This is a genomic window from Indibacter alkaliphilus LW1, assembly GCF_000295935.2.
GTDB classification, from domain to species: Bacteria; Bacteroidota; Bacteroidia; order Cytophagales; family Cyclobacteriaceae; genus Indibacter; species Indibacter alkaliphilus.
In genome coordinates, this window is record NZ_ALWO02000052.1 from 389,215 (window position 1) to 412,015 (window position 22,801).

The following is a 22,801-nucleotide window of genomic DNA, read 5'->3' on the forward strand; positions in this document are numbered from 1 at the left end:
GGCCGGATTTGTTCAAATATTGAATGACATTTTGATTTTTGGAGAAATATCGAATCAGGATTTAATGATGGAATTGTAAATGATATCATGGATTTCTGTCCGAATGCCATCTTTGAGAAGGATGTTATTGTTGGCATTGGGATGGACACGATTTGATAAAAACACATAAATCAGATCATTTTCAGGATCTGCCCAGACGCAAGTTCCGGTGAAGCCGGTATGGCCAAAGGTACTTTTAGAAGCTAAAACCCCTGCACTCCCTCCTTTACCTTTTTCAGGCTCTGGTTTGTCCCAGCCCCATCCTCTTCTACTTTGGGTGGATTGCCTTTTTGTAAATTCTGTAATTGTTTTTTGATCTAATATTTCTACATCTCCATATTTACCTCCATTTAGCATCAACTGCATCATGACTGCAAGATCGTTGGCTTTTCCAAACAAACCTGCATGGCCTGCAACACCGCCGTACATGGCCGCTCCGGGATCATGCACATAACCATGCACCAGCCTTTTTCTGAAAGTGATATCATCTTCAGTAGGTGCTATCCACTGTATGGGGTACTTTTGGGTGGGATTGAAGGACATGGTGTAAATTCCCAAGGGTTCATAGAAGTTCTGACTTACAAACTCGTCTAAAGGTTGGTTGGTAACTTTTTCTACCAGCTCTTGTAACAAGTACATGGTCAAATCTGAATAAACGTAGCCATATTTAGCCCTTCCAGGTTCTTTCTTTCTCAGGTCAGACTTTATAGTCCAATGCCAAATACTGTCTCTTAGGGATTCTTTGGCATACATATCATTGGATACAGGAAGGCTGTACCCCAGCTCAGGCTTGTCCCGGTAGTATTCGCGTTTCCATTGACCAGCTTCTACAGTCTTTGCATAATGAGGAATAAATGCCACCAAGCCAGCTTCATGGGCAAGAATGTCCTTAAGAATCAGATTGCCTTTGTTGGTACTTTTCAGTTCGGGCAAGTATTGTGAGATTGGCCTGTCCATGTCGATCAGGTTTCTACTTGCCAAAAACATGACTGCCTGTGTTGTAGCCAAAACTTTCGTAATAGAGGCCAGGTCATAGATTGTTTCTGTGGTTACTTTTTGGGAATTTTTAAAATCATGGTAACCATAGGCTTTTTCAAATACCACCTGACCGTTTTTGGCTACCAATACCACTCCTCCTGGGAAAGCTTTTTTAGCAATGCTTTTTTCCATGATCAGGTCAATTTCAGCAAGCTTGGAACTGTTCATCCCTTGGCTTTCTGGAATGCTGTAGGAGAGTCTTCCCATTCCTTTCATATACCCTCCGGAGCCAATCCTAAGATCTTCACTCACTGAAACAGGAAGAATACCATTGGCATCTCTTGCTCCAAAGATAATTTCAGGAACCAGTCCCTGCGTATATTCATTGTTTTCAAAAGTCAGTATATTATAAGGAAGGTCATTGATATATTTGGCCGCATAAGCATTGCCGAAAAGTACGGTGATGACAGTTTTCTCTTTGCTAAGTTTTTTGATGAAATTGATATCCGACGGATTGATGCCAAATCCTCGGGAAGGGCTATTTGTTACTCCCATGATGCCTACAACCACTGTATTGTAAGGGTTCAGTTTTTTTTCAGTGGCAGATAATGTAGCTGCATCAGCCCCCTTTTGAATTTCATAATGGTTGAATTTGTTGTACTTGGAGAGTTTTCTCTGAAATTCTTTGCCATCCCCTCCAATTGTCAAGGAAGCCATTTCCTGCAGGTCAAGGTATTTGATCGGAAGAAAGTTGTTTTTGTTGGAGGTAACCGTGATTGACTGAGCATGGAGGTTCTCCACCAAAAGTTCTGTTTCTGGATTGTTTAGCCTTTGAAGTAGATTTCTGGTGTCAATGGGTTTGTGCTCATGAGCTCCGGCCCAATATTTTGCTTTAAGGATTTTTCTTATCCTATCCTCAACTTCCTGTTGGGAGATCTTTCCTTCTGCAATTGCTTGGAGAATCATTGACTTGGCCTTGGGAACATCTTGAGAATAAAGGAGAATGTCATTCCCAGCCAAAAGTGCCAGCACATCTACTTCTCCTGGTTTGTAAAAATTAGCTACTCCTCTCATGTTCAGGGCATCAGTAAAGACCAAGCCGTTGAAATTCATTTGTTTTTTCAGAAGGTCAGTCACCACGTATTTGGAAAGGGTAGTGGCCTTGTTTTTTTCAGAATCTAAGCTCGGGATATGCAGGTGGGCCACCATGACACTCATGAGGTCATTGTCAATCAATTCCCTATAAGGATAAAGGTCAATGTCTTTGATGCGGTTTTCGGAATGCCGGATCACAGGCAATGTATAATGTGAGTCAGACTCAGTATCTCCATGTCCTGGAAAATGCTTGGCATTGGCGATGACCCCATGGTCTTGGAGCCCTTTCATGTAGGCTAGGGACTTTTTGGCCACCAGCCTTTTTTCTTCTCCAAAAGCTCTATAACCAATTACAGGATTGTTTGGGTTGGAATTGACATCCACCACAGGAGCAAAATTGATGTGCATGCCCAATTCTTTGAATTGACGCGCCATTTCTTTGCCCATGTCATAAATCAGTTCTTCACTAGGAAGGGCACCTAAAGTCATGGCCTTGGGAAAGTGCAGCACAGAATCAAGCCGCATACTGATTCCCCATTCGGCATCCATGGCGATAAAAAGAGGTACTTTGGAAAGGGACTGATAATAATTGGTAAGTTGGGCTTGCCTGACCGGACCTCCCTGAAAAAATATAAGTCCACCCAAGTTTTCTTCCTCAATCAGTTTGGCAATTTCCGCTTTGTGCTTTTGATCCTTATTGGAATAAGCCGCTACCATAAAAAGTTGACCCAGCCTTTCTTCAAAACTGCTGTTTTGAAAAACGCTGTCCACCCAGGCACGCTGTTTTCTTTGGTCCTTGGTCACAAGCGGGTCCCGGTCTTCCCTTCTTTTGTCATCCCCTGCTTTTTCCAGTCCCAAGACAGCATCCGCCTGAAAAACTACCAACACACCAATCAAAATGGCCCAAACTTTTATCCGCATGCTTCTGTTTAATTTTTATTGCTTAAATTTTAAAATAACTTTGTATGAATATACGTCGTTTCGTACAAACATACACGAAAAAAACCAACCTCAAGGGTCAAGTTTTCTCCAAAGGTTGAGTTTTTACAATAACGAGAGACAATCCATTTGATTTGAATTCCACATGAAATTTCCCTCCATTTTCAGAACTGCCAAACCCATGCGCTTTGACATCAAGCCACGGTATTATGATCCTGTTAAAGAAGAAATAAATCATAGGACAGAAAAAATCAAAAGAGAACTTCAGGCAGATGGGGTTTTGCCAATGGGTGATGAAGATGCTGAATCCATCCATAGGGATTATGGATCAAGCCTTAGAGGAGCATTTACCTCAGGCAGCCCGATTAAAGGAAGGCAAAGTTCTCCCCTGAACAGCGCGGGATTGCTCAGGCTGATTATTTTTGTAATACTTATTGGAGCCTTGATAGCGTATGTTTACTTAGGACCTGATGCTATCTATGCCATGTTATATATTGTTGGCGGGATTGCATTGGTGGTATTATTTTTTCGACTCCGATCCAATACCAAGCGCAGATGAGTGATGTAATACATCTACTGCCTGACGCTATAGCCAATCAGATAGCTGCCGGTGAAGTGGTTCAGCGACCTGCTTCAGCATTGAAAGAGCTTTTGGAAAATGCCATAGATGCAGGGGCCAGTAAAGTACAGGTTTTGGTCAAAGATGCAGGGAAAGCCCTTATTCAGGTAATCGATGATGGTAAAGGGATGAGCATGACTGATGCACGAATGAGCTTTGAAAGACATGCTACCTCTAAAATCAAAAACTCCGATGATCTGTTTTCCATTCGGACATTTGGATTTCGGGGTGAGGCCTTGGCCTCTATAGCTGCTGTAGCGCAAGTTGAGATGAAAACCAGGCAGAAAGGGGAGGAGCTGGGTACAATTATCCAAGTGGAAGGCTCAGAAGTGAAAAAGCAAGAACCGGCGGCTTGCCCAGAAGGAACTTGCATTTCAATGAAAAATCTGTTTTTCAATGTGCCGGCAAGGAGGAATTTTCTTAAATCCAACCCCGTTGAAATGAGACATCTTGTGGATGAGTTTCAAAGGGTGGCACTTTCATACCCGGAAATTGGGTTTACCATGATCCAAAACGATATGGAGCTTTTCAATTTGAGTCCGGGAAAACTCAGTCAAAGGATTGTAGGCATATTTGGAAAATCCTACCAAGGCCAATTGGTCGCCTGTCAGGAAGATTCTCCACATCTCAATATCAAAGGGTATATCGGAAAGCCGGAGAATGCCAAAAAGACCCGTGGGGAGCAATATTTCTTTGTCAACAACAGGTATATCAAAAGCAATTACCTACATCATGCAGTGACCCACGCCTACGAAGGGTTGATGTCTGCTGATATGAATCCTTTCTATGTGCTTTTTCTGGAAATCGACCCAACCCACATTGATATCAATGTGCATCCCACCAAAACAGAAATAAAGTTTGATGATGAAAGGACTGTTTACGCAGTGATACGATCGGCAGTCAAACAGGCCTTGGGAGCACACCTTGTCGTTCCGACTTTGGATTTTTCAATGGATGTAAATTTCTCTGAAAACTGGAATCAGGACCATTCTCATTCGGTGGAGGCTACCAAAGAGAATACTTTGGGGCAAGATGTGGTAAACAGGGAAAATGCCTACAAATCTTTCAATAGTCCTGGGCTAAAAAAACAATCTGTCAGCGGATGGGAAAAGCTTTTTGAAGGAGCAGAAGCTCAGCAACAAAAAGATTCTTTAAGCGACATTGAGAAGGACGAGGATAATGACATCCTGACCTTTTCCAGCAGGGCCAATGAACAGGGACAGATTTCACCCAAAAATTTGGAAGACAGGCAGGTTTCCGGAACCACTTTTCAAGTGGAGTTGAGTTATATAGTAGCTCAAATGTCTTCGGGGCTTTTGATCATAGAACAACAGACAGCACATGAGCGCATCTTGTACGAACGATATATCCGGCAACTATCGCAGGCATCAGGAGCTTCCCAGCAATGTCTTTTCCCTCCTCATATACAGCTCAGTCAATCTGACTTTGCTTTGGTGATGGATATTAAGGAAGAACTCCATAGTCTTGGCTTTGTGGTTGTGGAATTTGGAAAAGATACCATCTTGATTCAAGGCGTGCCGGCTGATATTCAGGTTAATAATGAGAAGGCATTGTTTGAAGGCCTTTTAGAACAATTCAAACACTTCAAGTCAGAGCTGTCTTTGGACAAAAGAGAAAATCTGGCAAGGTCCTTAGCAAGAAAATCTGCCATCAAAAAGGGCATCAGACTTGATCCTTCGGAGATGGAAGCCATAGTAGGACAATTGTTTTCCTGTCAAAACCCAAATTATGGTTTGTCAGGGAACAAAACCTTCGTCAAACTCGATTTACAAAAGATACAAGGTTTTTTTACCAAATAAGATATGTTTAGAAATCTCACGCCAATCGCCAAAAACCTTCTTATTGCCAATATAGGGTTGTTTTTTGTAACGGCTTATTTTGTTCCCATGCTAAAGGCATATGCTGCTCTTTACTATTTGGGGACCCCTCAGTTTATGCCTTTCCAGATCTTTACCTACATGTTTATGCATGCTGATTTTTGGCATTTGTTCGGCAACATGTTTGGTCTTTTTATTTTTGGACCTTTGCTGGAGCAGTTCTTAGGTTCCAAAAGGTTTTTGATACTTTGGATGGTAGCAGGTATAGGGGCAGGGATTTTGTACTCAGGTTACAATGCTGTTCAGGTGGGGATTATCAATAGTAAAGTCAGCTCCTATGCAAATAATCCCAACCCATCGGACTTTGCCAAATACATCAAAGATTACAGGCCGTATTTTGATGATAAGCATTTGGATTTCAGGGATGTGTTTAGGGAGAATCCGGAAGATAGTCAACTTCAGGATACCTCAGCAAAAATTGTTACTTCTTTAGGAGCTACACTGGTCAATAACATCAAAAGGTCATCCATGATAGGAGCTTCTGGGGCCTTATTTGGACTTTTGGTTGCATTTGCCATGCTTTTCCCCAACACTGAGCTGTTTTTATTGTTCTTACCAGTACCGATAAAGGCAAAGTACTTTGTTTCTGTTTATATTCTGTATTCTCTTTACTCTGAATTTATGAGGGCAGGATATGACAACATTGCACATATGGCGCACGTTTTTGGTGCTGTGGTCGGCTTTGTGTTAATTTACATTTGGAAAAAAGATAGAACTAATTTCTATTAATATGTACGGAGGATTTTGGGATAACCTGAAGAATGCTTTTAAGCAGAGCAACAACAGTTTGTACAAGCTGTTGGCCATTAATATCATTGTATTTTTTGTGATGGTGGTTGTCCGCGTGTTTTTTACTTTTTCCGGAGCTGGAGGCATATACCAGTCTCTCAGAGCTTATCTGATGATGCCTGCTGATTTGAGTGCCTATATCGTTCAGCCTTGGTCCATTCTCAGTTACATGTTTTTCCACGAGGGGATCTTTCATATCCTTTTCAATATGCTCTTCCTGTATTGGTTTGGTCTTTTGGTCAATGAGTATTTGGGAAGTAGAAAACTTGCTAATTTATATATACTGGGCGGCTTGGCAGGGGCAGTTCTATATGTGATTATGTACAATATCAGCCCCTATTTTTCTGACGTGCTTGCGCAGAGCAGGATGCTGGGTGCAAGTGCGGGTGTTTATGCCATAGTTGTAGGAGCGGCTACTTTAGCGCCCAATACTACCTTCCAGCTGATTTTGCTGGGACCTGTGAAAATAAAATATATTGCGATTTTTTATGTGGTCATTGCATTTGTGAATTCTGCCGGAAGTAACGCAGGAGGAGAGCTTGCTCATTTAGGAGGAGCTGCAATGGGATTTATGTACATCCGTCAATTGCAAAAAGGTAATGATTGGGGTATACCCATTCAGGTGATTGGGATTTTCTTCGAGAAATTATTTGAAAAGAAACCTAGCGTAAAGGTTTCCTATCGCAAAAAGAAAACTTACACTTCATCCCCAAATTATACCTCAACTGAAAATCCAAAGCCTACATCCAGCGCCAAAGTAGGTGAGCCTACCCAAGAAGAAATAGACAAGATATTGGATAAAATAGCGGAGCGAGGTTATGAGGCCTTATCTAAAGATGAAAAGAGGAAGCTTTTCGAATTCTCCAAAAAATAATCAGCTGAGATTGTAGATTTGCTTTCAATCCCAGCATTTTTTTCCCTTCTAATATTGCCCTCCGATAGTCAGAATCACCCCCAATCTCAAAACCGGTAGTCTGGTATTTTGACTTTGCCACTTGAATTCTGTGATAAAGCCAAGGGTCTCTCCTACATCAAAAAAGGCCCCTGCGCCAAAGTTTCCACCTGGGCGGGTTCTTGATTGTCCGGGGAGGCCAGGCTGGAAATTCTCCCAATAATTATTGTATCCACCAAGGATATATACTTGCGAAACTCCTTGCGTCAGGTAATACCGCAAGTCTACATTCAGATTCATGATACGTCCAAAGTCGGGGAAGTAATAAGAGAAATTGGGAGCGATTGCAAAATTATCAGCGAATAGGTACTCCAGACCTGCGTTGGCACCAACTTCGTTGATCCGTAATCTATAGTCGGCTCCCAGTTGAAGCCTGAGATCTCCCTGCTCTTGGGCATGAGCAATTCCCATAGTGGAGATAAAAATAATAATCAAAAGTACTCTTTTCATACGATCAAGATAGGAATAAATGTAAAAAACCCCAATGTAGGGGCTTTTTAAATGGTGAAATGCCGATTTATGCCTATAAATCTTTTTCCATATAAGATAGCCTTCCAAACTTATCCATTCCTTGTACTACTACTTTGTAAGACTGGACGATATCATTGTTGAAAAACTCCAACTTGGCAGTATTTCCTGTCCATTCCAGTTTTGGATTCCAGTATAAAGTTGACCTATAGTCCGGAGCTGCTGATTTTTCCTGACCATATTTTGGCATATAATATTCGCTGGCCACTGAGTATCCGGGAAAGCGTAAATTAAATACTCCCTCTCCGGTTTCCCCTATTCCCGCAGCCCTTTTTGTGTACAGAGCAATAGCTCCACTTCCTCCGCCGGCACCGAAAATAGCCAAGGAGGCAGCATCTTTGAAAACTTCTACGGAAGCCAGATCTCTTGGGGAAATGGAACTTGCAAAACTTACATCTACAGGGACATTGTCCAGTAAGATCAATGGATCTCCTCCAGCTTGTATAGACCCCACTCCCCTGATTCTAATGGTAGGGTTTCCCATCAGATCGGGGATAATCCTAACTCCCGGGATTCTTCCCTGCAACAATTCCCAGATGTCCCTGTAACCTTCAAAGCCACCTATTTCTTCGGGCTTCAGGGAAGCGTCACCTTTGCCATACATTCTATTGATTTCTTCTTCAGTAGGTTCGTATTTGTCGGCCTGAATCACAAACTCATCAATTGTGATATCTTGTATTTCTCCAAATGCCGCCTGTGCCCTGAATCTCTTATCGGCAGATTCAAGAAATTTTCTGGCTGTTTCTGAAATCTGAAAATCCTGGATGATTGTCCTAAAACCTTCCCATTGAGCATACTTGGCCAATGGAGGGTCCAATTCCAACTTTACGTACTCTTTGTGTCTTTTGTCATTGGCTGAAATAGTCAACAAGGTTGTGTCCTGAAAGTCCAGCTCATCAATAATGAATTTGCCACTTTCATTGAATTCGACTGAAATAAAATCTTCTGATTTTCCTTTGGAAAAAACATTGAGCATGCCTCCTGAGAGCCCTCTTCTTCCAGAGGAGGGGCTTACACTTCCAGTGATGTTGATACCCTGTTCAATGAAATTCTGGTTTTCAAAATTTCCCTCCAGTACTTTTTCCCAATCAAACCTCTTCCAACCATGAGTCAGCATGATCAGGTCAATCCCTTCATCATCCTTATTTTCTCCGAGCAGTTTTTTTGGGTTATGAATTTTACCCCGTAATTCAGATTCAAGTTTTAGATAAGAATTGATACTTGATGAACTTTGGAAAGGCGACTCATTGGCATCCACAATGGCAGCGGAGTATATACCACCTTCGAAATTTTCCCCTTCCATAGTTAATGTCCAGGTGTTTTTCTCTCTTGGTTTGGTATTGACAGCATTGGCTTCCAGTTTCAGCTTTAACTCACTTTCAAATGGAATAAATACCATGCGCTCGGCTAATGGAGTTCCCTCAGGTTCAAAAATCGTAATCTGATTGATGCCCGGAGCGAGCTGGCTTTTATTGATTCTAGCACCGGAAACACCCTGCTGCAAGTTGATGACCTGCATGTGACCTATTCTCCCTCTAGCATGGACGACCATGAGTGCCTCACTGGATGGAGAGATATTTTGAAATGCTTTACTTTGGATCAAAATATTCACCAAGTTGCCCTGGGAGCTATTCACAGCCAAATTAATTCCCTGGTCTTTTACTTCAGGTAGATGCAGATTCATTTTGCCAGTTTCGGTTTCAAGCTGGACTTCTATTTTTTCTCTGGACTGTGGTGTTATGTTAAATGCCGCCAATCCTGAACTATTGGTTTGAAAGGAGATTTCTTCAGAATCGTTTTTGATTTTTCCGGTGACCTTGGCCGGTGATCCATCAGGAAATATGGCTCTTACCGCTACTTTATTGTTAAAACCGGAAATAAGGTCTCCTCCTTCTGGGAGGAACTGTACATCCAAAGCTGTCATAGGAAAAGGGAGCAGGAATTTTCTTGAAATTTCATACTCTTCGTTTTCTTCCAACACCAAGCTCAATGCTGTGGGGAGATTCATTTTTTCTGATGGGATTTCAAAACTCAACTCTGATTTGCCTTGAGCATCAAGCTGAATGATTCCGGATTTTAGTTGCTGCTCTCTGTTTGCGACTTGAAATGATAATTCTTTTCCGGCCAAAGCACTGAGCGTATTATCCAGAGCCGTGATCTTGGCCGAGTACTTCACCAGATTACCAATTTCCTCTTTTTCAATAGTTACAGTTGGCTGAAACTTCATGTTGTAAGGATCCAAAATCTGGATATCTGTCTCAAAAACTGCCTCATCTCCAAAACCCCTCAGCCAGTAAGAATAGGCTTTGATTCTATAATCCCCTTCCTTTGTAAATCCGTCAAGTCTAAAATCCCCAAAACCATGACCATTCTCAATCTTTATTGTTTTTTGCTGGATCAGATTTCCTTCATTATCGAGGAGGTCTACATAGACCACTTTACTCAGCGGGGAAGGGATATCAGGACTTCCTGCGGTCAGATAAACTGAAAACCAGATGTTATCCCCAGATGCGTAGAGGCTTTTGTCCAAATGGACAAAGACCTTTTCTTCCGGAATTTCATCTACATAAATTTCCATCATGGAAATGATTTTTTCTGTGAGCTCTGTTATGCCTGGCTTATTTTTAAAAGAACTGAGAAAATAGAATACAGGGATCAATAAAAAAGGAAGCGTAATCAGGATTTTTTTCATTTTTATAGGAATTGTTTAATAGCTTTTGTGCTTTTATCAAATGAAGTTTTGTCAGTCAGCTATAGAGTTACTTTCAAATTAAGCCAGCTTTTTCTTACCCAAAAATCAGTGGATCACCTAGAATGCTGTTTTCTTTTTCCTGACACTTCAGGAAGATCAGAAGTATCAAACTTAACCTGCTGCTTTGGAACTACGGAAACTCTAAGAATTAGTTAACTTGAAGCAATAATAACTAAAAAATCAATATATGTAAATAATAAGTTTATTTTTAACGATTTTTATAGAAAAAATATTTTTCCAAACTTCTGGAAGTAAATATGTGATTTACTCTTATTGGATTTGTGCTACCTCATTTTTATTGGCCAATTGACCGCAGGCAGCATCAATATCCTGACCCCTGGATTTTCTGACTTTGGCAATTATACCGTTGCTTTCAAGTATCCTTACATACATGTCCACTGCTTCTTGAGATGCCTGTCTGAACTCGCCTTCATCGATGGGATTGTACTGGATGATGTTGACTTTGGAAGGGATGATTTTACAAAACTTGGCCAGGGCTTTTGCGTGGCGTTCGTCATCGTTGATTCCGTCCCAGATCACATATTCATAAGTGACTTTTCTTTTGGTTTTTTGATACCAGTATTTCAGCGCTTCGGCGAGGTCTTCAAGCGGGTTGACATCATTGATGGGCATAAGCCTGCTTCTGGTTTCATCGATAGCAGAATGGAGGGAAACGGCCAAGTTGAAGCGGACTTCATCATCTGCCATTTTTTTGATCATTTTAGGAATGCCTACGGTGGACAGCGTGATCCTTCTGGGAGCCATGCCCAATCCTTCTGGAGAGGTAATTTTGTCTATGGCGTCGATGACATTGTTGTAATTCAAAAGAGGTTCTCCCATCCCCATAAAGACGATATTGGTCAAAGGTCTCTGGAAATAGGTTTCAGCTTCTTCTTTTATGGCTACCACCTGATCATAAATTTCATCAGGATTCAGGTTACGCATACGTTTCAGCCGAGCTGTTGCACAGAAATTACAGTCCAGGCTACAACCCACCTGCGAAGAGACGCAAGCTGTGATTCTTTTGGTGGTGGGGATAAGAACGGATTCTACTATTTTGTTGTCAAATAACTTGACGGCATTTTTGATGGTACCGTCATTGGAGTGCTGCATAAGGTCCACTTTGACATGGTTGATGGAAAAGTTGGCTTTGAGCATCTCTCTGGTTTCTTTGGAGATATTGCTCATGTCGTCAAAGTTTTTCAGGGATTTATTCCACAGCCAGTCATAGACCTGTTTGGCCCTGAATTTTTTATCACCTTGAGAGACAAAAAACTCTTCCAACTGCTCCAGACTTAATTTTCTGATGTCTCTTTTTGCACTTTCCATCTTGCAAAGGTAGGGAAAATGAGCTTATTCTCTGAGTGGAGATTTACCTTATTGGTTTAATGGATATCTATAATATCCGTTTTTGGGTGTCATTGTAAGCTGCCCAATTTTCCTGTACAGTTTTAAGAATGGCGTCTGATATGGTTTTGGTATGGTTATTTTTTCTTTTTAACTCCCGCTTCTATGGCCTTCAAGCTTTCAAGATAATTTCTCTCAGCCTCGCTCAATGTTTTGGCTTGATACTTTTTGTATTCCGAAGTTGCCTTTTCAACGGCCTTTTGGTGGCTAACCTTGCCGGCATCTAGCAATAAATTTTCGCCACTCATGGTTAAAATACGGTCTAGATGTTCTGCCCAATCTTGCATTGTCATCTCTTGTTCTCGTTCTGCTTGCCGTTCTGCAAAATCTAAATATCCTGAAACGATTTGCCCCAAAGCCCGCAGTTCCTTTTCGTCTAAATAATTCTTTGCAATAACCGCATCTTTTAAGTAAGGGCGCTTACCGGGAAAGGTCATTAAACCCATAAACTCTTTTTCTGCATCAGCTCGATTAAAAATCACTTCTGCTGCTGTTTGACCATGAACGGCATAGTGAATTTTGTTTTGCACTTTCTTAAAAAAGGCAATAGATACCTCTGCTTTGGGGTCGTAATCTATACTGGTTGCATATATATCTAAGACTTGGCGATAAAAGACTTTTTCCGATGCACGGATGTCCCTGATTCGTAGCAGCAGTTCTTTCCAATACCCGCCACCTCCGAGGTTTTTTAAGCGCTCATCGTCCATGGTAAAGCCTTTACGGATATATTCATTCAATCGTTTGGTAGCCCATATCCGAAACTGTGTAGCAATTTTAGAATTTACACGATAGCCAAGCGAAATAATCATATCCAGGTTATAGTGTTTGGTATTATAATTTTTACCATCTGCGGCAGTTCGTAAGAATTTCTTACTAACTGACTCTTCCTGCAATTCGCCTTCGGCAAAAATGTTTTTAATGTGTTGTGTAATGCCCGGACGCTCCACACCAAAAAGGGATGCGATTTGGTCTTGCGTAAGCCAAACGGTTTCTTCTTCCAATCGTACATCAACCGAAACTTGCTCATCCTCTGTTTTGAAGATGATAAATTCGTTCATTTTGTTAATGCTCAATTTATAATGGTTAATGGTTAATGTTAGCTTTGGTTGATTTTATTATGCTGGTAAGCAACTTCATGATTTCTAATGCATCCATACTTAGACTTTCAAATTCGTCTTGAGTTAAATAATCTGTTTCCATGAGTAATTCCAACCAATACATGCTTTCGTTTATTTCTTTTTGGGCAATAGCCATTTTATGAATAAAATCTTTTTTGGTTTCTGCATGTTCTGCTTCTTTTACCATAGCACCCACGCTTGTACCTGAACGTAAAAATTGTTTTGACAAAACAAACTCTTTCTTCTCCGAAATCAAGAATTTATAAACCCTCACAACTCTAACCGCAAATGCAAAACTCTTATCCTTTATTGGGTTATCTCTTTTCATAATTCGTAATTCATAATTGACAATTAACAATTAATCATTAACCATTAATTCATCGGCTTAATCATACTTTCTATAAACGCCACTTCCTCTGGGCTCAACTTGTACATTTTGTACAGCTGCTGGTCTATCTCAGAAATGGATTTTATCCATTCAATGTCTGAGTTGGTGGTGAGGTTTTTAAACAAGAAGGAACTTACATACACTTTTTCTATTGTTTTATGCTTATTCAAACCAAAGCTCCAAAATAATTAATTCTTCTTTCACATCTTAATTTCATGAAGTTTTAATGTAATAGTTTTTCAATGAATAAACTTCAAAATTCAGGGGTCTTAATTTTTTGAATAAATCCCCTTCGTTTGCCCTTCTTAATTGAATTTATTAGGTTTAATGGAAGAGAAAAAATACGTTATGAAGTGCTTCCAAGCTTTCATAAAAAACTTTTATAAAAATGAGCAGCGGTAAAAACAGTTTTTCAAAAAAGTACGTGTTGCCAATACTTTATCCCATCAAAAAAACCTTTTCCAAAGCCAAACTTTGGACAGGTATCAAAACTGGCTTGGTAAAAACGGTCATGATACAACCCTATAAGGGTTTTGGGAATAGTCAAGAGATCTATCTTTTGGGTAGGGTTTTAAGAGATCGTGGTATAGGGATTTCCAACCTGGAAGATAGCAGGTGGCGGAATTTCAAAAAGATGTATAAGCGGTTTATGTCCTGGGAAATCCCAAATGTCAAAGTAAAGGCAAGTTTTCAGGGACTAGAACAGGAAGTGATTACCGATGAGGAGGGGTATTTTGAAATCAATATGAAAAGCAATACTCCGTTTGAAATCAATCAGCCATGGCAGGAGGTAGAACTTACTCTATTGGATAGGATAGTCAAAAATCAGGGGGAGGTCAAGGTGGTAGGTAAGGTGTTTATTCCTTCTGGAAATGTAGAATATGGTGTGATATCGGATATTGATGATACCATTGTCCCAACCGGAGCTACTAGGCTATGGGAAATGCTCAAGACCACTTTTCTTGGGAATGCCCATACCAGATTGCCCTTTGCCGGTGTTGCGGAATTTTATAAAGCAATGGAAAAGGGAACTGATGGGATTGAAAGTAATCCATTCTTTTATGTTTCCAGTTCACCCTGGAATATTTATGATTTTTTGACGGAGTTTTTGGAAGTCCATGGCATTCCCAAAGGTCCACTGATGTTGAGGGATATTGGGTTATCTAGAGAGCAGTTTATCGCTGGCAGTCATTCGGCCCATAAGCTATTGCAGGTGGAAAAAATCTTCGAAGTAGAAAAGCAGCTTCAATTTATCTTGGTGGGTGATTCAGGACAGGAAGACCCTGAGATATACCTGCAGGCGATCAAGGATTTTCCTGGTCGGGTCAAGAAAGTTTTTATCAGGCATGTAGCGCCTGAAAGGGAAAAATCAGTTCAAAAGATAGCCGAGGAAATGGAGACACTTGGGGTCGAATTGCTTTTGGTCAAAGATACTATTGAAGCTGCCGAAAAGGCCTTGGAGAAGGGTTGGATTCTCCAAGCCGATGTGGGAGTCATTTTGAAAGGGAAAGAAGAAGACGGCAATTATTAGGGTGCGAGGTTACCGGATTGTAAAGTTTGCCGTGCAGCTTTGGGTTTCAGCCCAAAAAGGGGCCGGATCAGCCTCCACCTTCGTATGCCCAATTCATAGATAAGCCATGAACCGGCAAAAGTTCCCACAGACATCAGGATAAATTTAGACCAAAACCCCCAAGTCAAATCCATAAGATAAAAGCCAATGGCTATGGTGATGGTCTGATGCAAGATGTAAAATGGGTAAACTGACTCATTGGCGTAGGAAAGTACCTTGCTAGGTTTGTTCAGGTAGGCAGCGGCATATCCAAATAGTGCCAAAATCCAGGCCCAAAGATTAAATACTTTAAACCCTGCTTCAATAAAATGAATGAGGGTGGAATCCTCAAAAAGGATCCTTAAGCCTATGAGAAGGGTAAAGCCTACCGCTCCAGCATAAAGGTACTTGCGCCTATTTTCCAATACAGTATTCCAAAAAGAATCCTTTACCGAGATAAGTAGGAAACCGAAAAGAAATAAGGTAAGGTAATTGACCACATTGAACCAATCTCCCCATAGTGCATGTGTGGAAGGGAAAAATGGTTCCAAAAGTGATTCCCATAAGTATAGTGGGATTATAAGGCAAAAAAGTCCAAAAGGCTTCTTTGCCAAAGTGTTCATTGTTTTTAGCAGTGGGGATGTTGGATGTCTGCGCAGATAAACGAAAAGTGGTAAAAGGACCAAGGAAAAAATCAAGAGGTAAGGCAAAAACCAAAGGTGATGCCAAGAAATGTTGCCTTCGGGATACACCCCATCAAAGGCAAAGGCAGGCCAAAAATCGAAATAAGAACCTGAAAATTGCCCATTTGCTATCCGTTCAAAATAAACTTGTGGAGGTACTATAAGCGACATTCCCACCAATAAAGGCAAGAGCAGTCTTTTGATCCTTTCGCCGGAAAACTGCCAAACGTTCCTTTTGGATAAAGCATAGTAGGTTCCCATCCCTGAAATAACAAATAAAATCGGCAGTCTCCATTGGTTGACGAAAAGCATGGGCCACCGGATGTCAGGATAGATGATGTTATTTTTGATATGAAATCCCCAAGGGACAAAAAACATCCCAACATGATAAAATATAAGCAAACCAAAGACGATTACCCTGAGCCAATCCAAGTCGTATCTACGCATTTTCTTGTTGTTTTTCACAAAAGTACATGCTGAAATGTTTCAAAAAATAGTTTTGGGATCAATGTCAAAGTTTTGTGACGAAATACAAAGTCAGTTTTTTTCACAAGTCATGAGATAATTTTTTAAATTGAATTTCAAACAGAATTTTTGATGGGAGAATACGAAATCAACAAAGTAGAAATGTCAGGTAATTTGAAAGGAATTATCCCTCCTACAGTCACTCCTCTGCTTTCAAATGGAGAGTTGGACAAAAAAGCTACTGAAAGGCTTACGAAGCATTTGCTTGATGGGGGTGTGCATGGGTTTTTTATCTTAGGTACGACCGGTGAAATTTCCAGTTTAAAGCCTTCCATTAAAAAGGAACTTATAAGTCTCACCTGCCGCCTGGTAGATAGGGCTGTGCCTGTTATCGTAGGGATTACCCATACTGCCTTGGATTCCAGCTTGAAGTTTGCCAAAGTAGCAAAAGAAAACGGGGCGGATTATGTAGTCTCGGCTCCACCTTTTTTCTTTCCTTTGGATCAGCAGGATATATTGGCTTATTACACAAGGTTAGCAGATCTCAGCCCACTTCCTTTGTTTTTGTACAATTTTCCGGCAATGACCAAATGCAGCATTGAGCCTGATACTGTGGAGGAGCTGAGCAAGCATTCCAATATAGTGGGAATCAAAGACAGCTCAGGAAATGGAGTTTATTTTCAAAACTTACTTTCGATAAAAAGAGCGAATCCTGAATTTAACGTGTTTGTGGGCCCTGAGGAACTTTTGGTACAGTCTGTATATTCAGGTGCTGATGGGGCTGTGGCCGGAGGAGCCAATATTTTCCCCAGTTTGTATGTGAAGCTGTATGAAGCAGTGATTGCAGGAGATAAGGAAAAGATCAATCGCATCCAGCCGATCATTATGGAAATTTCCCGGAAAATTTATGCCTGTAGCGGTAAAAGTTCCAGTTACCTGTCAGGCATCAAAGAAAGCCTTTACTATTTAGGAATCTGCGAATCCAATATCTGTCTCCCTATGCTTTCGGTGGACAATGCCACCAAGGAACAGATCAGGCATAATCTGGAGAAGATCATATTTAAGATCAAGACCCTGGGATAATAAGGCTTATGGATTTTTCAAATCTTGACCTGATTGTGTTCCTGATTTATGTTATTGGCACAGTTGGTTTTGGTGTGTCTTTTTATTTCCGAAAGCAAAGTACTTCTGATTATATCACAGGCTCTGGAAAAATACCTTCATGGGTTTTAGGGATGTCTATTTTTGCGACCTATGTCAGTAGTATCAGTTTTTTGGCATTACCCGGAGCTTCTTATCAATCCAATTGGAATGGCTTTGTTTTTAGTCTCTCCATTCCTATAGCGGCCTGGATTGCAGTACGTTTTTTTATGCCGATTTATAGAAAAATAAACAGCCCTTCTGCTTATGCTTACCTGGAGCAAAGGTTTGGATTGTGGGCAAGGGTTTATGCCTCTATTTGCTATTTGCTCACTCAATTGGCGAGAATGGGGGCGATTATGTATTTATTGGCTTTGCCTATGGAAGCTTTTTTTGGATGGAGTATTCCATGGATAATTCTATTTACAGGTTTGGCAGTAATATGCTACTCCATGCTGGGAGGAATCAAAGCAGTAGTCTGGACCGATGCCATTCAAGGTGTGATTTTGATAATTGGCGCTCTAGGCTGCTTGATCACAATCCTTAACCAGTTGCCTGGCGGATGGTTACAAGCGCAAAGCGTTGCATTGGAACAGGGGAAGTTTTCTTTGGGTAGTTTTGGCTTAAGTCTGAGCGAAAGCACATTTTGGGTAATTTTGGTTTACGGTTTATTTATCAACCTCCAGAATTTTGGTGTGGATCAGAGTTATATCCAACGCTATCTTGGGGCCAAATCTGATAAGGAAGCCAGTAAATCCATTTGGCTTGGGAGCCTCCTCTATATTCCAGTATCATTATTGTTCTTTATGATTGGGACAGCTCTGTTCGTGTATTTTCAGGTTTATGATGAGTTGCTTCCAGCAGAATTAGGAGCCTTTGAAAGTGCGGATAAGGTCTTCCCTTATTTTATAGTATCAACTCTGCCAAGTGGCCTCACCGGGCTGATGGTAGCAGCTATTTTTGCAGCCGGGATGAGCACAATTTCCACCAGTGTCAACAGTTCGGCAACGGTGATTTTGGAAGACCATTTTAAAAAATACATTTTGAAAAATCCTAATGAGAGAACCTCCTTGCGAATACTTTATATTTCATCTTTTGTAATGGGTTCCATAAGCATTGGGGTTGGGTTGGCATTCAATGGAGTGGTGAGCGCATTGGAGACATGGTGGGCATTGGCTTCTATCTTCAGCGGGGGGATTTTGGGATTATTTCTTTTGGGTCTTTTCAGACCTACCCTAACTAAGATTTCTGCCCTTCTGGGAGTCATAGCAGGTGTATTGCATATAGGTTTAGTCAGTTGGGGTTATCTTCCTGTCCATAAAAATTTAGCCATAGTACTGGGTACAATGGCTATTATTCTTGTTGGTTTTCTTTTTGGACTTATTGTAAAGGAGCCAAGGGATTTTCAGGAAAACTATCGATGATGTTTCCATCTTCATCTATGGAAATAAAACTGAAATGACTTCCTTCCAAAGTCAGTAAGGTAAATGCTCTTACCGATTGCGCCTTTTTCAAATACCATGTTTCTTCTACATCGTGGATATCCCTAGGGCCAACGCCCCAAGAACCATCACCTACATATATGACTCCAGATTGGTCTATAGCCATATCTTTAATTGGGTATGTTCTCTTATATGCATGATCATGATTCTCAAATGCGATTTTCACCCCATTTTTTTCAAACAGTGGGGTCCACTCTTCTCTGACCAGTGTTTGGACCATGTCATCATAATTTCTCACTGAGGGGAAACCGGGGACATGATAAATAGGGATCTTATGAAGCACATCTTTTCTATCCTTAAATGTTTTGTTGAGCCATTTGGTTTGATCCCCTTTTATGGGATTGCTATGTTCGGAATCCAGGATGATCAGGCTTAGGTATTTGCCAAAATCCAGCACATTGTAACCTGGCTGACCCGGAAATGAAAACAGGCCATAAAAATAAGGTGCAAGTCGTCTTCTGAAATCATCATTCTGCTTGTATCCATCCTGATTTCTGTAATACCCACCCACCACTTCGTGATTACCAGCTGCAACAATACAAGGTAAAATCCTATTGTCATCTGTTACAAGTGTAGTCGCATAAGCATCAAACCAGTCATAAATTCTCTGAATATTGTCAGCACTTCCATTTTCATAGGCCATATCTCCACCGATGATGATGAAATCAGGCTCGTAAGAAGCGACTACCCCATTGGTTTTCTCAAACCACTCCTTCTGATGCATAGAGTCTCCCCCAATTGCTATTTTTAAGCTTCCTTTGTTTAGGTCCTCCGGCATGGTTTTGAAATAATATACAGTCCCATTTTCTACAAAACGGAGTTCATAGGCCGTATCTGGTCTTAAGCCTCTGACCGCTACTCGATGAACGTGCCTCTCCGAAAAGGGGTATGGTAAAACAGCACTTACCAGACTTCTCCAATCAGCTGTACCTTTTCTTCTCAAATAAAGATTTAAAGGCTCTGAGCTATCGGTATGCCAATCAACGTCCATGGAACTTGTGGGATCCTCAGTCCAAGTGAGGTAAAATGCATGGGGGGAGTTTTGTGCAAATAGTTCAGGGATAGCAAAAATGAACCCTATTAAAAGCAGGTGGTATGTTGTCTTTATTTTCATCTTTTTCTGATTGATATTTTATGATTTTGGGCTTTGGTTTTGTCTCATGATCTCTTTCATTGCTAAATATACTCCATTTGTCCAACCAAAACCATCTTGAACAGGGTACTCTCCTCCACCTGCTTCAAGGCTGAGGTCTTCCACATTATATTTTTCCATCATTTTACCGGTTCTTTCAAAAACCTGTTCATTGAGGATAGTCCACCTTTGAGCAAGCTGCATTGCTAAATCTTCGCGCCCGTATTTTCTAAAGGCCTCAAAGCCTATCCACTGTAAAGGTGCCCAGCCATTGGGAGAGTCCCATTGCTGACCTGTGTTGAAATTGGTTGTGACCAAGCCACCAGGTTTAAAGAAATTTTTTTCCACATATTCAATTACCTTCATGGCTTGTGCTGCATCTACTATCCCTGCCCACAAAGGGTATAACATGGCCAGAGAAGGCCGGTCCATCTGTTCTTTAAACTTGATATGATAATCAAGGTAAATTCCCCGATTTTCATTCCAACAGTATCTGTTAATTGCCTCAATTCTATTTTTTCTGATTTTTGTGAATTTCGCTGTGAGCTTTTCATCACCTTCTAATTCATACCCCAATGCCAATATCCTCTCCATTTCGGATAAGAGTACATTGAGATCAATTGGTATCAAAGCAATTGTCTGTACAGATTTGAGGTTTTCCGGCTCATAAAGCCACCTTGAACTGAAATCCCACCCGGATTCGCAGGCAGCCCTAAGATTTTTGAAAAGCTTATCAGGGAATCTCCTTGTTTGTTCTGAGAGCTCTACGTCTTCCAAAAATGACTCAGGCCTGGGTGAATCATCGTCATCCCAGTACCTGTTGAGAAAGGAATCCTCATCCTGCATAACCACTCTTTTGTAACGCTTTCCAGGAAGGTGTACTTCTGCTTGTCCCTCAGTCCAAAAGGCATATTCCATATGAATCTCAGGAAGGTATTCCCTGATGATTGCTTTATTTTGCTTTATCTCTGACAAAAGCTCTACCATTTTTGCAAAAAAAGGAGGCTGTGACCGGCTCAAAAAATACGACCTGTTACCATTTGGAATATGTCCCACAGTATTGATCAAATAGGCAAAATTATCGATCATGGATTCTATCAGATCAGTTTTGCCTGAAGTTTTCAGTCCTAACATGGTAAAATAGGAGTCCCAATAATAAATTTCCCTGAACCTTCCTCCAGGAACTATATATGGATGAGGCAGTTCCAGCAAGCTGGATTCGGGAATATCCTCATCGGGATCTCTTCTAAGTACATCCCATTGTCGGTGGAGTCTTTCCTCTAGTGTCAATCCTTGTGGGATTTCAAGTGTTTTTGGTGTTTCAGGTACAATGAAGTTTCTATGGACAAATTCAACAAGATTAAAGCCTTCCTCATCGGCCTCTTTAACAAAATCAGATAAGATTTCTCTGGCAGGCTTGCGCGGAATGCAGTCCACAAAGGTTTTAGAGTCAGGAAATACACCATTTAGCTGGACCGCATCGAAGAGTTCCCAGTAAATTTCTTCCGGTGGGATGAATTTATTATGATACATTTTTTTTGACTTGTTTATTTAATAGAATCAAAATCAGGCAAAGTGCTGCAATAGGAGCCAAAGAGAAATAAAAGGCATTGGTTCCGCCATAGGCTTCAAATATATGACCGGTGATGATGGATCCAGTAGTACCCCCTAAGGCTGAAAACACAACAATTAGCCCAGACATGGAGCTCTGCATGTATTTTGGCAGCGCACTGAGAACTACCGAGTTGATTGTAGGATAAATGGGCGCAAGAAACAACCCCAATATCGGGAATAGATAGACTACAAAAGGCGCATTAAACCAGGTAATTGCTTCCGTTGCTTCTGGGAGATTGGCTGTCAATGGCAAGGTGAGCAAAACACATACGCCCACCAAGACTGTACATGAAAGTGTGAATGTAAGCCAATGAATTCGTTTAAGGATTATCCCTGCAAGGAGTCTTCCTATAGCCAATGCCCCGGCCAATACAGCTCCTGCTTGAATTCCCATACTTGCCGGGACCCTCAAGACGTCTTGATAAAAAGTAGGTGTCCATGTCATGAAGCTTTGTTCGATCAATACAAAAAGAAATGCGGAGGCGGCAAATACCAATACCAATGGTTTGATAACAAGCTGGAGCATATCAAGAAACTCATCCCAGGCTTTCGTTCCGTCTCTTTTGGATTCAGATTCATTGATTTTGGCAAAAAACAGCAAAAGGGCAGCCGCCAATGTCATCGCTCCCAGATACCAATAGATATTCAGCCAATATCTTGAACTAGGATCAGCGTCATTGACGAAAAGGCTGAAGAAAACATTTCCTACCAATACTCCTACCATAAAGAAGCCCTCTATAGTACTCATTAGACTGGAGTGCTCTTTTGTACTGTTTGTAACCAGTCCTATCATGGCAAATACAGACACTTTGATGACAGCGAAGGAAATGCCTACTGCAGCGAACAGGAGTTTGAAATACCAAAACTGATCAGCCATCACCGGCATGATAAAACAAATTGCCGCTACCAAAAAAAGAGCGCTGAGCATGCCTTTTTTCAGTCCTACTTTAGGGAGTAGTGAAGCTACAATAAATGAAAATACGGCAATGGGCAAATCTTTAAAGCCCTCCAAGACTGATGCATCAGCTTTACTGACGTCGAAAGTTCGCTGAACTTGAAGGATAACTGCACCAACAGAGTTGAGCAATACCGCAAAGACCATATAATTGACAATCAGCGAAAGCCTGATGAGAACCTTTGGACTCATGGTTGTTTTTTTAAGTAGATAAATGACTTGCTTAGCTAATTTGGTCAAATATTCTTAAATGGCTATA

At 41.0% G+C, this 22,801-nt stretch carries 17 protein-coding genes; 7 read left to right on the forward strand and 10 right to left on the reverse strand.

Going from position 1 to position 22,801, the window contains the following annotated elements; translation table 11 throughout:
* Positions 1-54 precede the first annotated feature (54 nt).
* Complete coding sequence (locus A33Q_RS20040) at positions 55-3,033, reverse strand: glycoside hydrolase family 3 N-terminal domain-containing protein (protein ID WP_009032884.1); 2,979 nt, start codon at positions 3,031-3,033, stop codon at positions 55-57.
* A 163-nt stretch (positions 3,034-3,196) separates the two neighbouring features.
* Here A33Q_RS20040 and A33Q_RS20045 point away from each other — a divergent pair, with 163 nt between their 5' ends.
* Genes A33Q_RS20045 through A33Q_RS20060 form a run of 4 tightly spaced genes read left to right on the forward strand, consistent with a single transcriptional unit; the run spans position 3,197 to position 7,231 of the window.
* Positions 3,197-3,610 carry a hypothetical protein gene (locus A33Q_RS20045; RefSeq protein WP_009032883.1) on the forward strand — a complete coding sequence of 138 codons (414 nt, stop codon included), beginning with the start codon at positions 3,197-3,199 and terminating at the stop codon, positions 3,608-3,610.
* On the forward strand, positions 3,607-5,490 hold the full coding sequence (mutL, locus tag A33Q_RS20050) for a DNA mismatch repair endonuclease MutL (protein ID WP_009032882.1): 1,884 nt from the start codon (positions 3,607-3,609) through the stop codon (positions 5,488-5,490). The genes A33Q_RS20045 and mutL overlap by 4 nt, the downstream gene beginning before the upstream one ends.
* Before the next feature lie 3 nt (positions 5,491-5,493).
* Entirely contained in the window at positions 5,494-6,297 is an 804-nt protein-coding gene (locus A33Q_RS20055; RefSeq protein WP_009032881.1) for a rhomboid family intramembrane serine protease, read from the forward strand.
* A 1-nt stretch (position 6,298) separates the two neighbouring features.
* The gene (locus tag A33Q_RS20060) at positions 6,299-7,231 is read left to right on the forward strand and encodes a rhomboid family protein (RefSeq protein WP_009032880.1); all 933 of its coding nucleotides are present in this window, start codon (positions 6,299-6,301) and stop codon (positions 7,229-7,231) included.
* A 48-nt stretch (positions 7,232-7,279) separates the two neighbouring features.
* On the opposite strand, the gene A33Q_RS20065 is transcribed toward A33Q_RS20060, so the two are convergent.
* The 5 genes from A33Q_RS20065 to A33Q_RS20085 form a co-directional block, all read right to left on the reverse strand.
* On the reverse strand, positions 7,280-7,759 hold the full coding sequence (locus A33Q_RS20065; protein ID WP_016255630.1) for a hypothetical protein: 480 nt from the start codon (positions 7,757-7,759) through the stop codon (positions 7,280-7,282).
* 73 nt (positions 7,760-7,832) lie between these two features.
* Entirely contained in the window at positions 7,833-10,529 is a 2,697-nt protein-coding gene (locus A33Q_RS20070; RefSeq protein ID WP_009032878.1) for a TonB-dependent receptor plug domain-containing protein, read from the reverse strand.
* A 330-nt stretch (positions 10,530-10,859) separates the two neighbouring features.
* Complete coding sequence (gene rlmN, locus A33Q_RS20075) at positions 10,860-11,918, reverse strand: 23S rRNA (adenine(2503)-C(2))-methyltransferase RlmN (RefSeq protein ID WP_009032877.1); 1,059 nt, start codon at positions 11,916-11,918, stop codon at positions 10,860-10,862.
* 155 nt (positions 11,919-12,073) lie between these two features.
* Positions 12,074-13,054 (reverse strand): virulence RhuM family protein, encoded by a 981-nt coding sequence (locus A33Q_RS20080; protein WP_009032876.1) that lies wholly within the window; start codon positions 13,052-13,054, stop codon positions 12,074-12,076.
* Positions 13,055-13,079: 25 nt separating this feature from the next.
* On the reverse strand, positions 13,080-13,442 hold the full coding sequence (locus A33Q_RS20085; protein WP_009032875.1) for a four helix bundle protein: 363 nt from the start codon (positions 13,440-13,442) through the stop codon (positions 13,080-13,082).
* A 448-nt stretch (positions 13,443-13,890) separates the two neighbouring features.
* Between A33Q_RS20085 and A33Q_RS20095 the strand changes: the two genes are divergently transcribed.
* Positions 13,891-15,033 carry an App1 family protein gene (locus A33Q_RS20095; protein WP_009032873.1) on the forward strand — a complete coding sequence of 381 codons (1,143 nt, stop codon included), beginning with the start codon at positions 13,891-13,893 and terminating at the stop codon, positions 15,031-15,033.
* Here the strand turns inward: A33Q_RS20095 and A33Q_RS20100 are convergent.
* Positions 15,030-16,181 (reverse strand): acyltransferase family protein, encoded by a 1,152-nt coding sequence (locus A33Q_RS20100; RefSeq protein ID WP_009032872.1) that lies wholly within the window; start codon positions 16,179-16,181, stop codon positions 15,030-15,032. The two genes, A33Q_RS20095 and A33Q_RS20100, sit on opposite strands and share 4 nt — an antisense overlap.
* A 150-nt stretch (positions 16,182-16,331) precedes the next feature.
* Between A33Q_RS20100 and A33Q_RS20105 the strand changes: the two genes are divergently transcribed.
* Both A33Q_RS20105 and A33Q_RS20110 read left to right on the forward strand, forming a co-directional pair.
* Positions 16,332-17,282, forward strand: coding sequence for a dihydrodipicolinate synthase family protein (locus A33Q_RS20105; protein ID WP_009032871.1), 951 nt, complete (start codon positions 16,332-16,334; stop codon positions 17,280-17,282).
* A gap of 8 nt (positions 17,283-17,290) precedes the next feature.
* Entirely contained in the window at positions 17,291-18,763 is a 1,473-nt protein-coding gene (locus A33Q_RS20110; protein WP_009032870.1) for a sodium:solute symporter, read from the forward strand.
* Here the strand turns inward: A33Q_RS20110 and A33Q_RS20115 are convergent.
* The 3 genes from A33Q_RS20115 to A33Q_RS20125 are packed head-to-tail and all read right to left on the reverse strand — an operon-like array spanning position 18,720 to position 22,734.
* Positions 18,720-19,955: a purple acid phosphatase family protein gene (locus tag A33Q_RS20115; protein WP_009032869.1), complete on the reverse strand. Its 1,236-nt coding sequence runs from the start codon at positions 19,953-19,955 to the stop codon at positions 18,720-18,722. The genes A33Q_RS20110 and A33Q_RS20115 overlap by 44 nt on opposite strands.
* An 18-nt stretch (positions 19,956-19,973) precedes the next feature.
* Positions 19,974-21,506 (reverse strand): alpha,alpha-trehalase TreF, encoded by a 1,533-nt coding sequence (treF, locus tag A33Q_RS20120; protein WP_009032868.1) that lies wholly within the window; start codon positions 21,504-21,506, stop codon positions 19,974-19,976.
* Positions 21,496-22,734, reverse strand: a complete 1,239-nt coding sequence (locus A33Q_RS20125) for an MFS transporter (protein ID WP_009032867.1) — start codon at positions 22,732-22,734, stop codon at positions 21,496-21,498. The genes treF and A33Q_RS20125 overlap by 11 nt, the downstream gene beginning before the upstream one ends.
* Positions 22,735-22,801 lie beyond the last annotated feature (67 nt).

Excerpts from the sequence above, each read along its gene's own strand:
- A33Q_RS20060 (WP_009032880.1), top strand. The coding sequence starts at position 6,299 with ATGTACGGAGGATTTTGGGATAACCTGAAGAATGCTTTTAAGCAGAGC.
- A33Q_RS20125 (WP_009032867.1), bottom strand. The coding sequence starts at position 22,734 with ATGAGTCCAAAGGTTCTCATCAGGCTTTCGCTGATTGTCAATTATATG.
- A33Q_RS20055 (WP_009032881.1), top strand. The coding sequence starts at position 5,494 with ATGTTTAGAAATCTCACGCCAATCGCCAAAAACCTTCTTATTGCCAAT.
- A33Q_RS20085 (WP_009032875.1), bottom strand. The coding sequence starts at position 13,442 with ATGAAAAGAGATAACCCAATAAAGGATAAGAGTTTTGCATTTGCGGTT.
- A33Q_RS20095 (WP_009032873.1), top strand. The coding sequence starts at position 13,891 with ATGAGCAGCGGTAAAAACAGTTTTTCAAAAAAGTACGTGTTGCCAATA.
- treF (WP_009032868.1), bottom strand. The coding sequence starts at position 21,506 with ATGTATCATAATAAATTCATCCCACCGGAAGAAATTTACTGGGAACTC.
- A33Q_RS20080 (WP_009032876.1), bottom strand. The coding sequence starts at position 13,054 with ATGAACGAATTTATCATCTTCAAAACAGAGGATGAGCAAGTTTCGGTT.
- mutL (WP_009032882.1), top strand. The coding sequence starts at position 3,607 with ATGAGTGATGTAATACATCTACTGCCTGACGCTATAGCCAATCAGATA.
- A33Q_RS20065 (WP_016255630.1), bottom strand. The coding sequence starts at position 7,759 with ATGAAAAGAGTACTTTTGATTATTATTTTTATCTCCACTATGGGAATT.
- A33Q_RS20040 (WP_009032884.1), bottom strand. The coding sequence starts at position 3,033 with ATGCGGATAAAAGTTTGGGCCATTTTGATTGGTGTGTTGGTAGTTTTT.
- A33Q_RS20045 (WP_009032883.1), top strand. The coding sequence starts at position 3,197 with ATGAAATTTCCCTCCATTTTCAGAACTGCCAAACCCATGCGCTTTGAC.
- A33Q_RS20115 (WP_009032869.1), bottom strand. The coding sequence starts at position 19,955 with ATGAAAATAAAGACAACATACCACCTGCTTTTAATAGGGTTCATTTTT.
- rlmN (WP_009032877.1), bottom strand. The coding sequence starts at position 11,918 with ATGGAAAGTGCAAAAAGAGACATCAGAAAATTAAGTCTGGAGCAGTTG.
- A33Q_RS20100 (WP_009032872.1), bottom strand. The coding sequence starts at position 16,181 with ATGCGTAGATACGACTTGGATTGGCTCAGGGTAATCGTCTTTGGTTTG.
- A33Q_RS20105 (WP_009032871.1), top strand. The coding sequence starts at position 16,332 with ATGGGAGAATACGAAATCAACAAAGTAGAAATGTCAGGTAATTTGAAA.
- A33Q_RS20070 (WP_009032878.1), bottom strand. The coding sequence starts at position 10,529 with ATGAAAAAAATCCTGATTACGCTTCCTTTTTTATTGATCCCTGTATTC.
- A33Q_RS20110 (WP_009032870.1), top strand. The coding sequence starts at position 17,291 with ATGGATTTTTCAAATCTTGACCTGATTGTGTTCCTGATTTATGTTATT.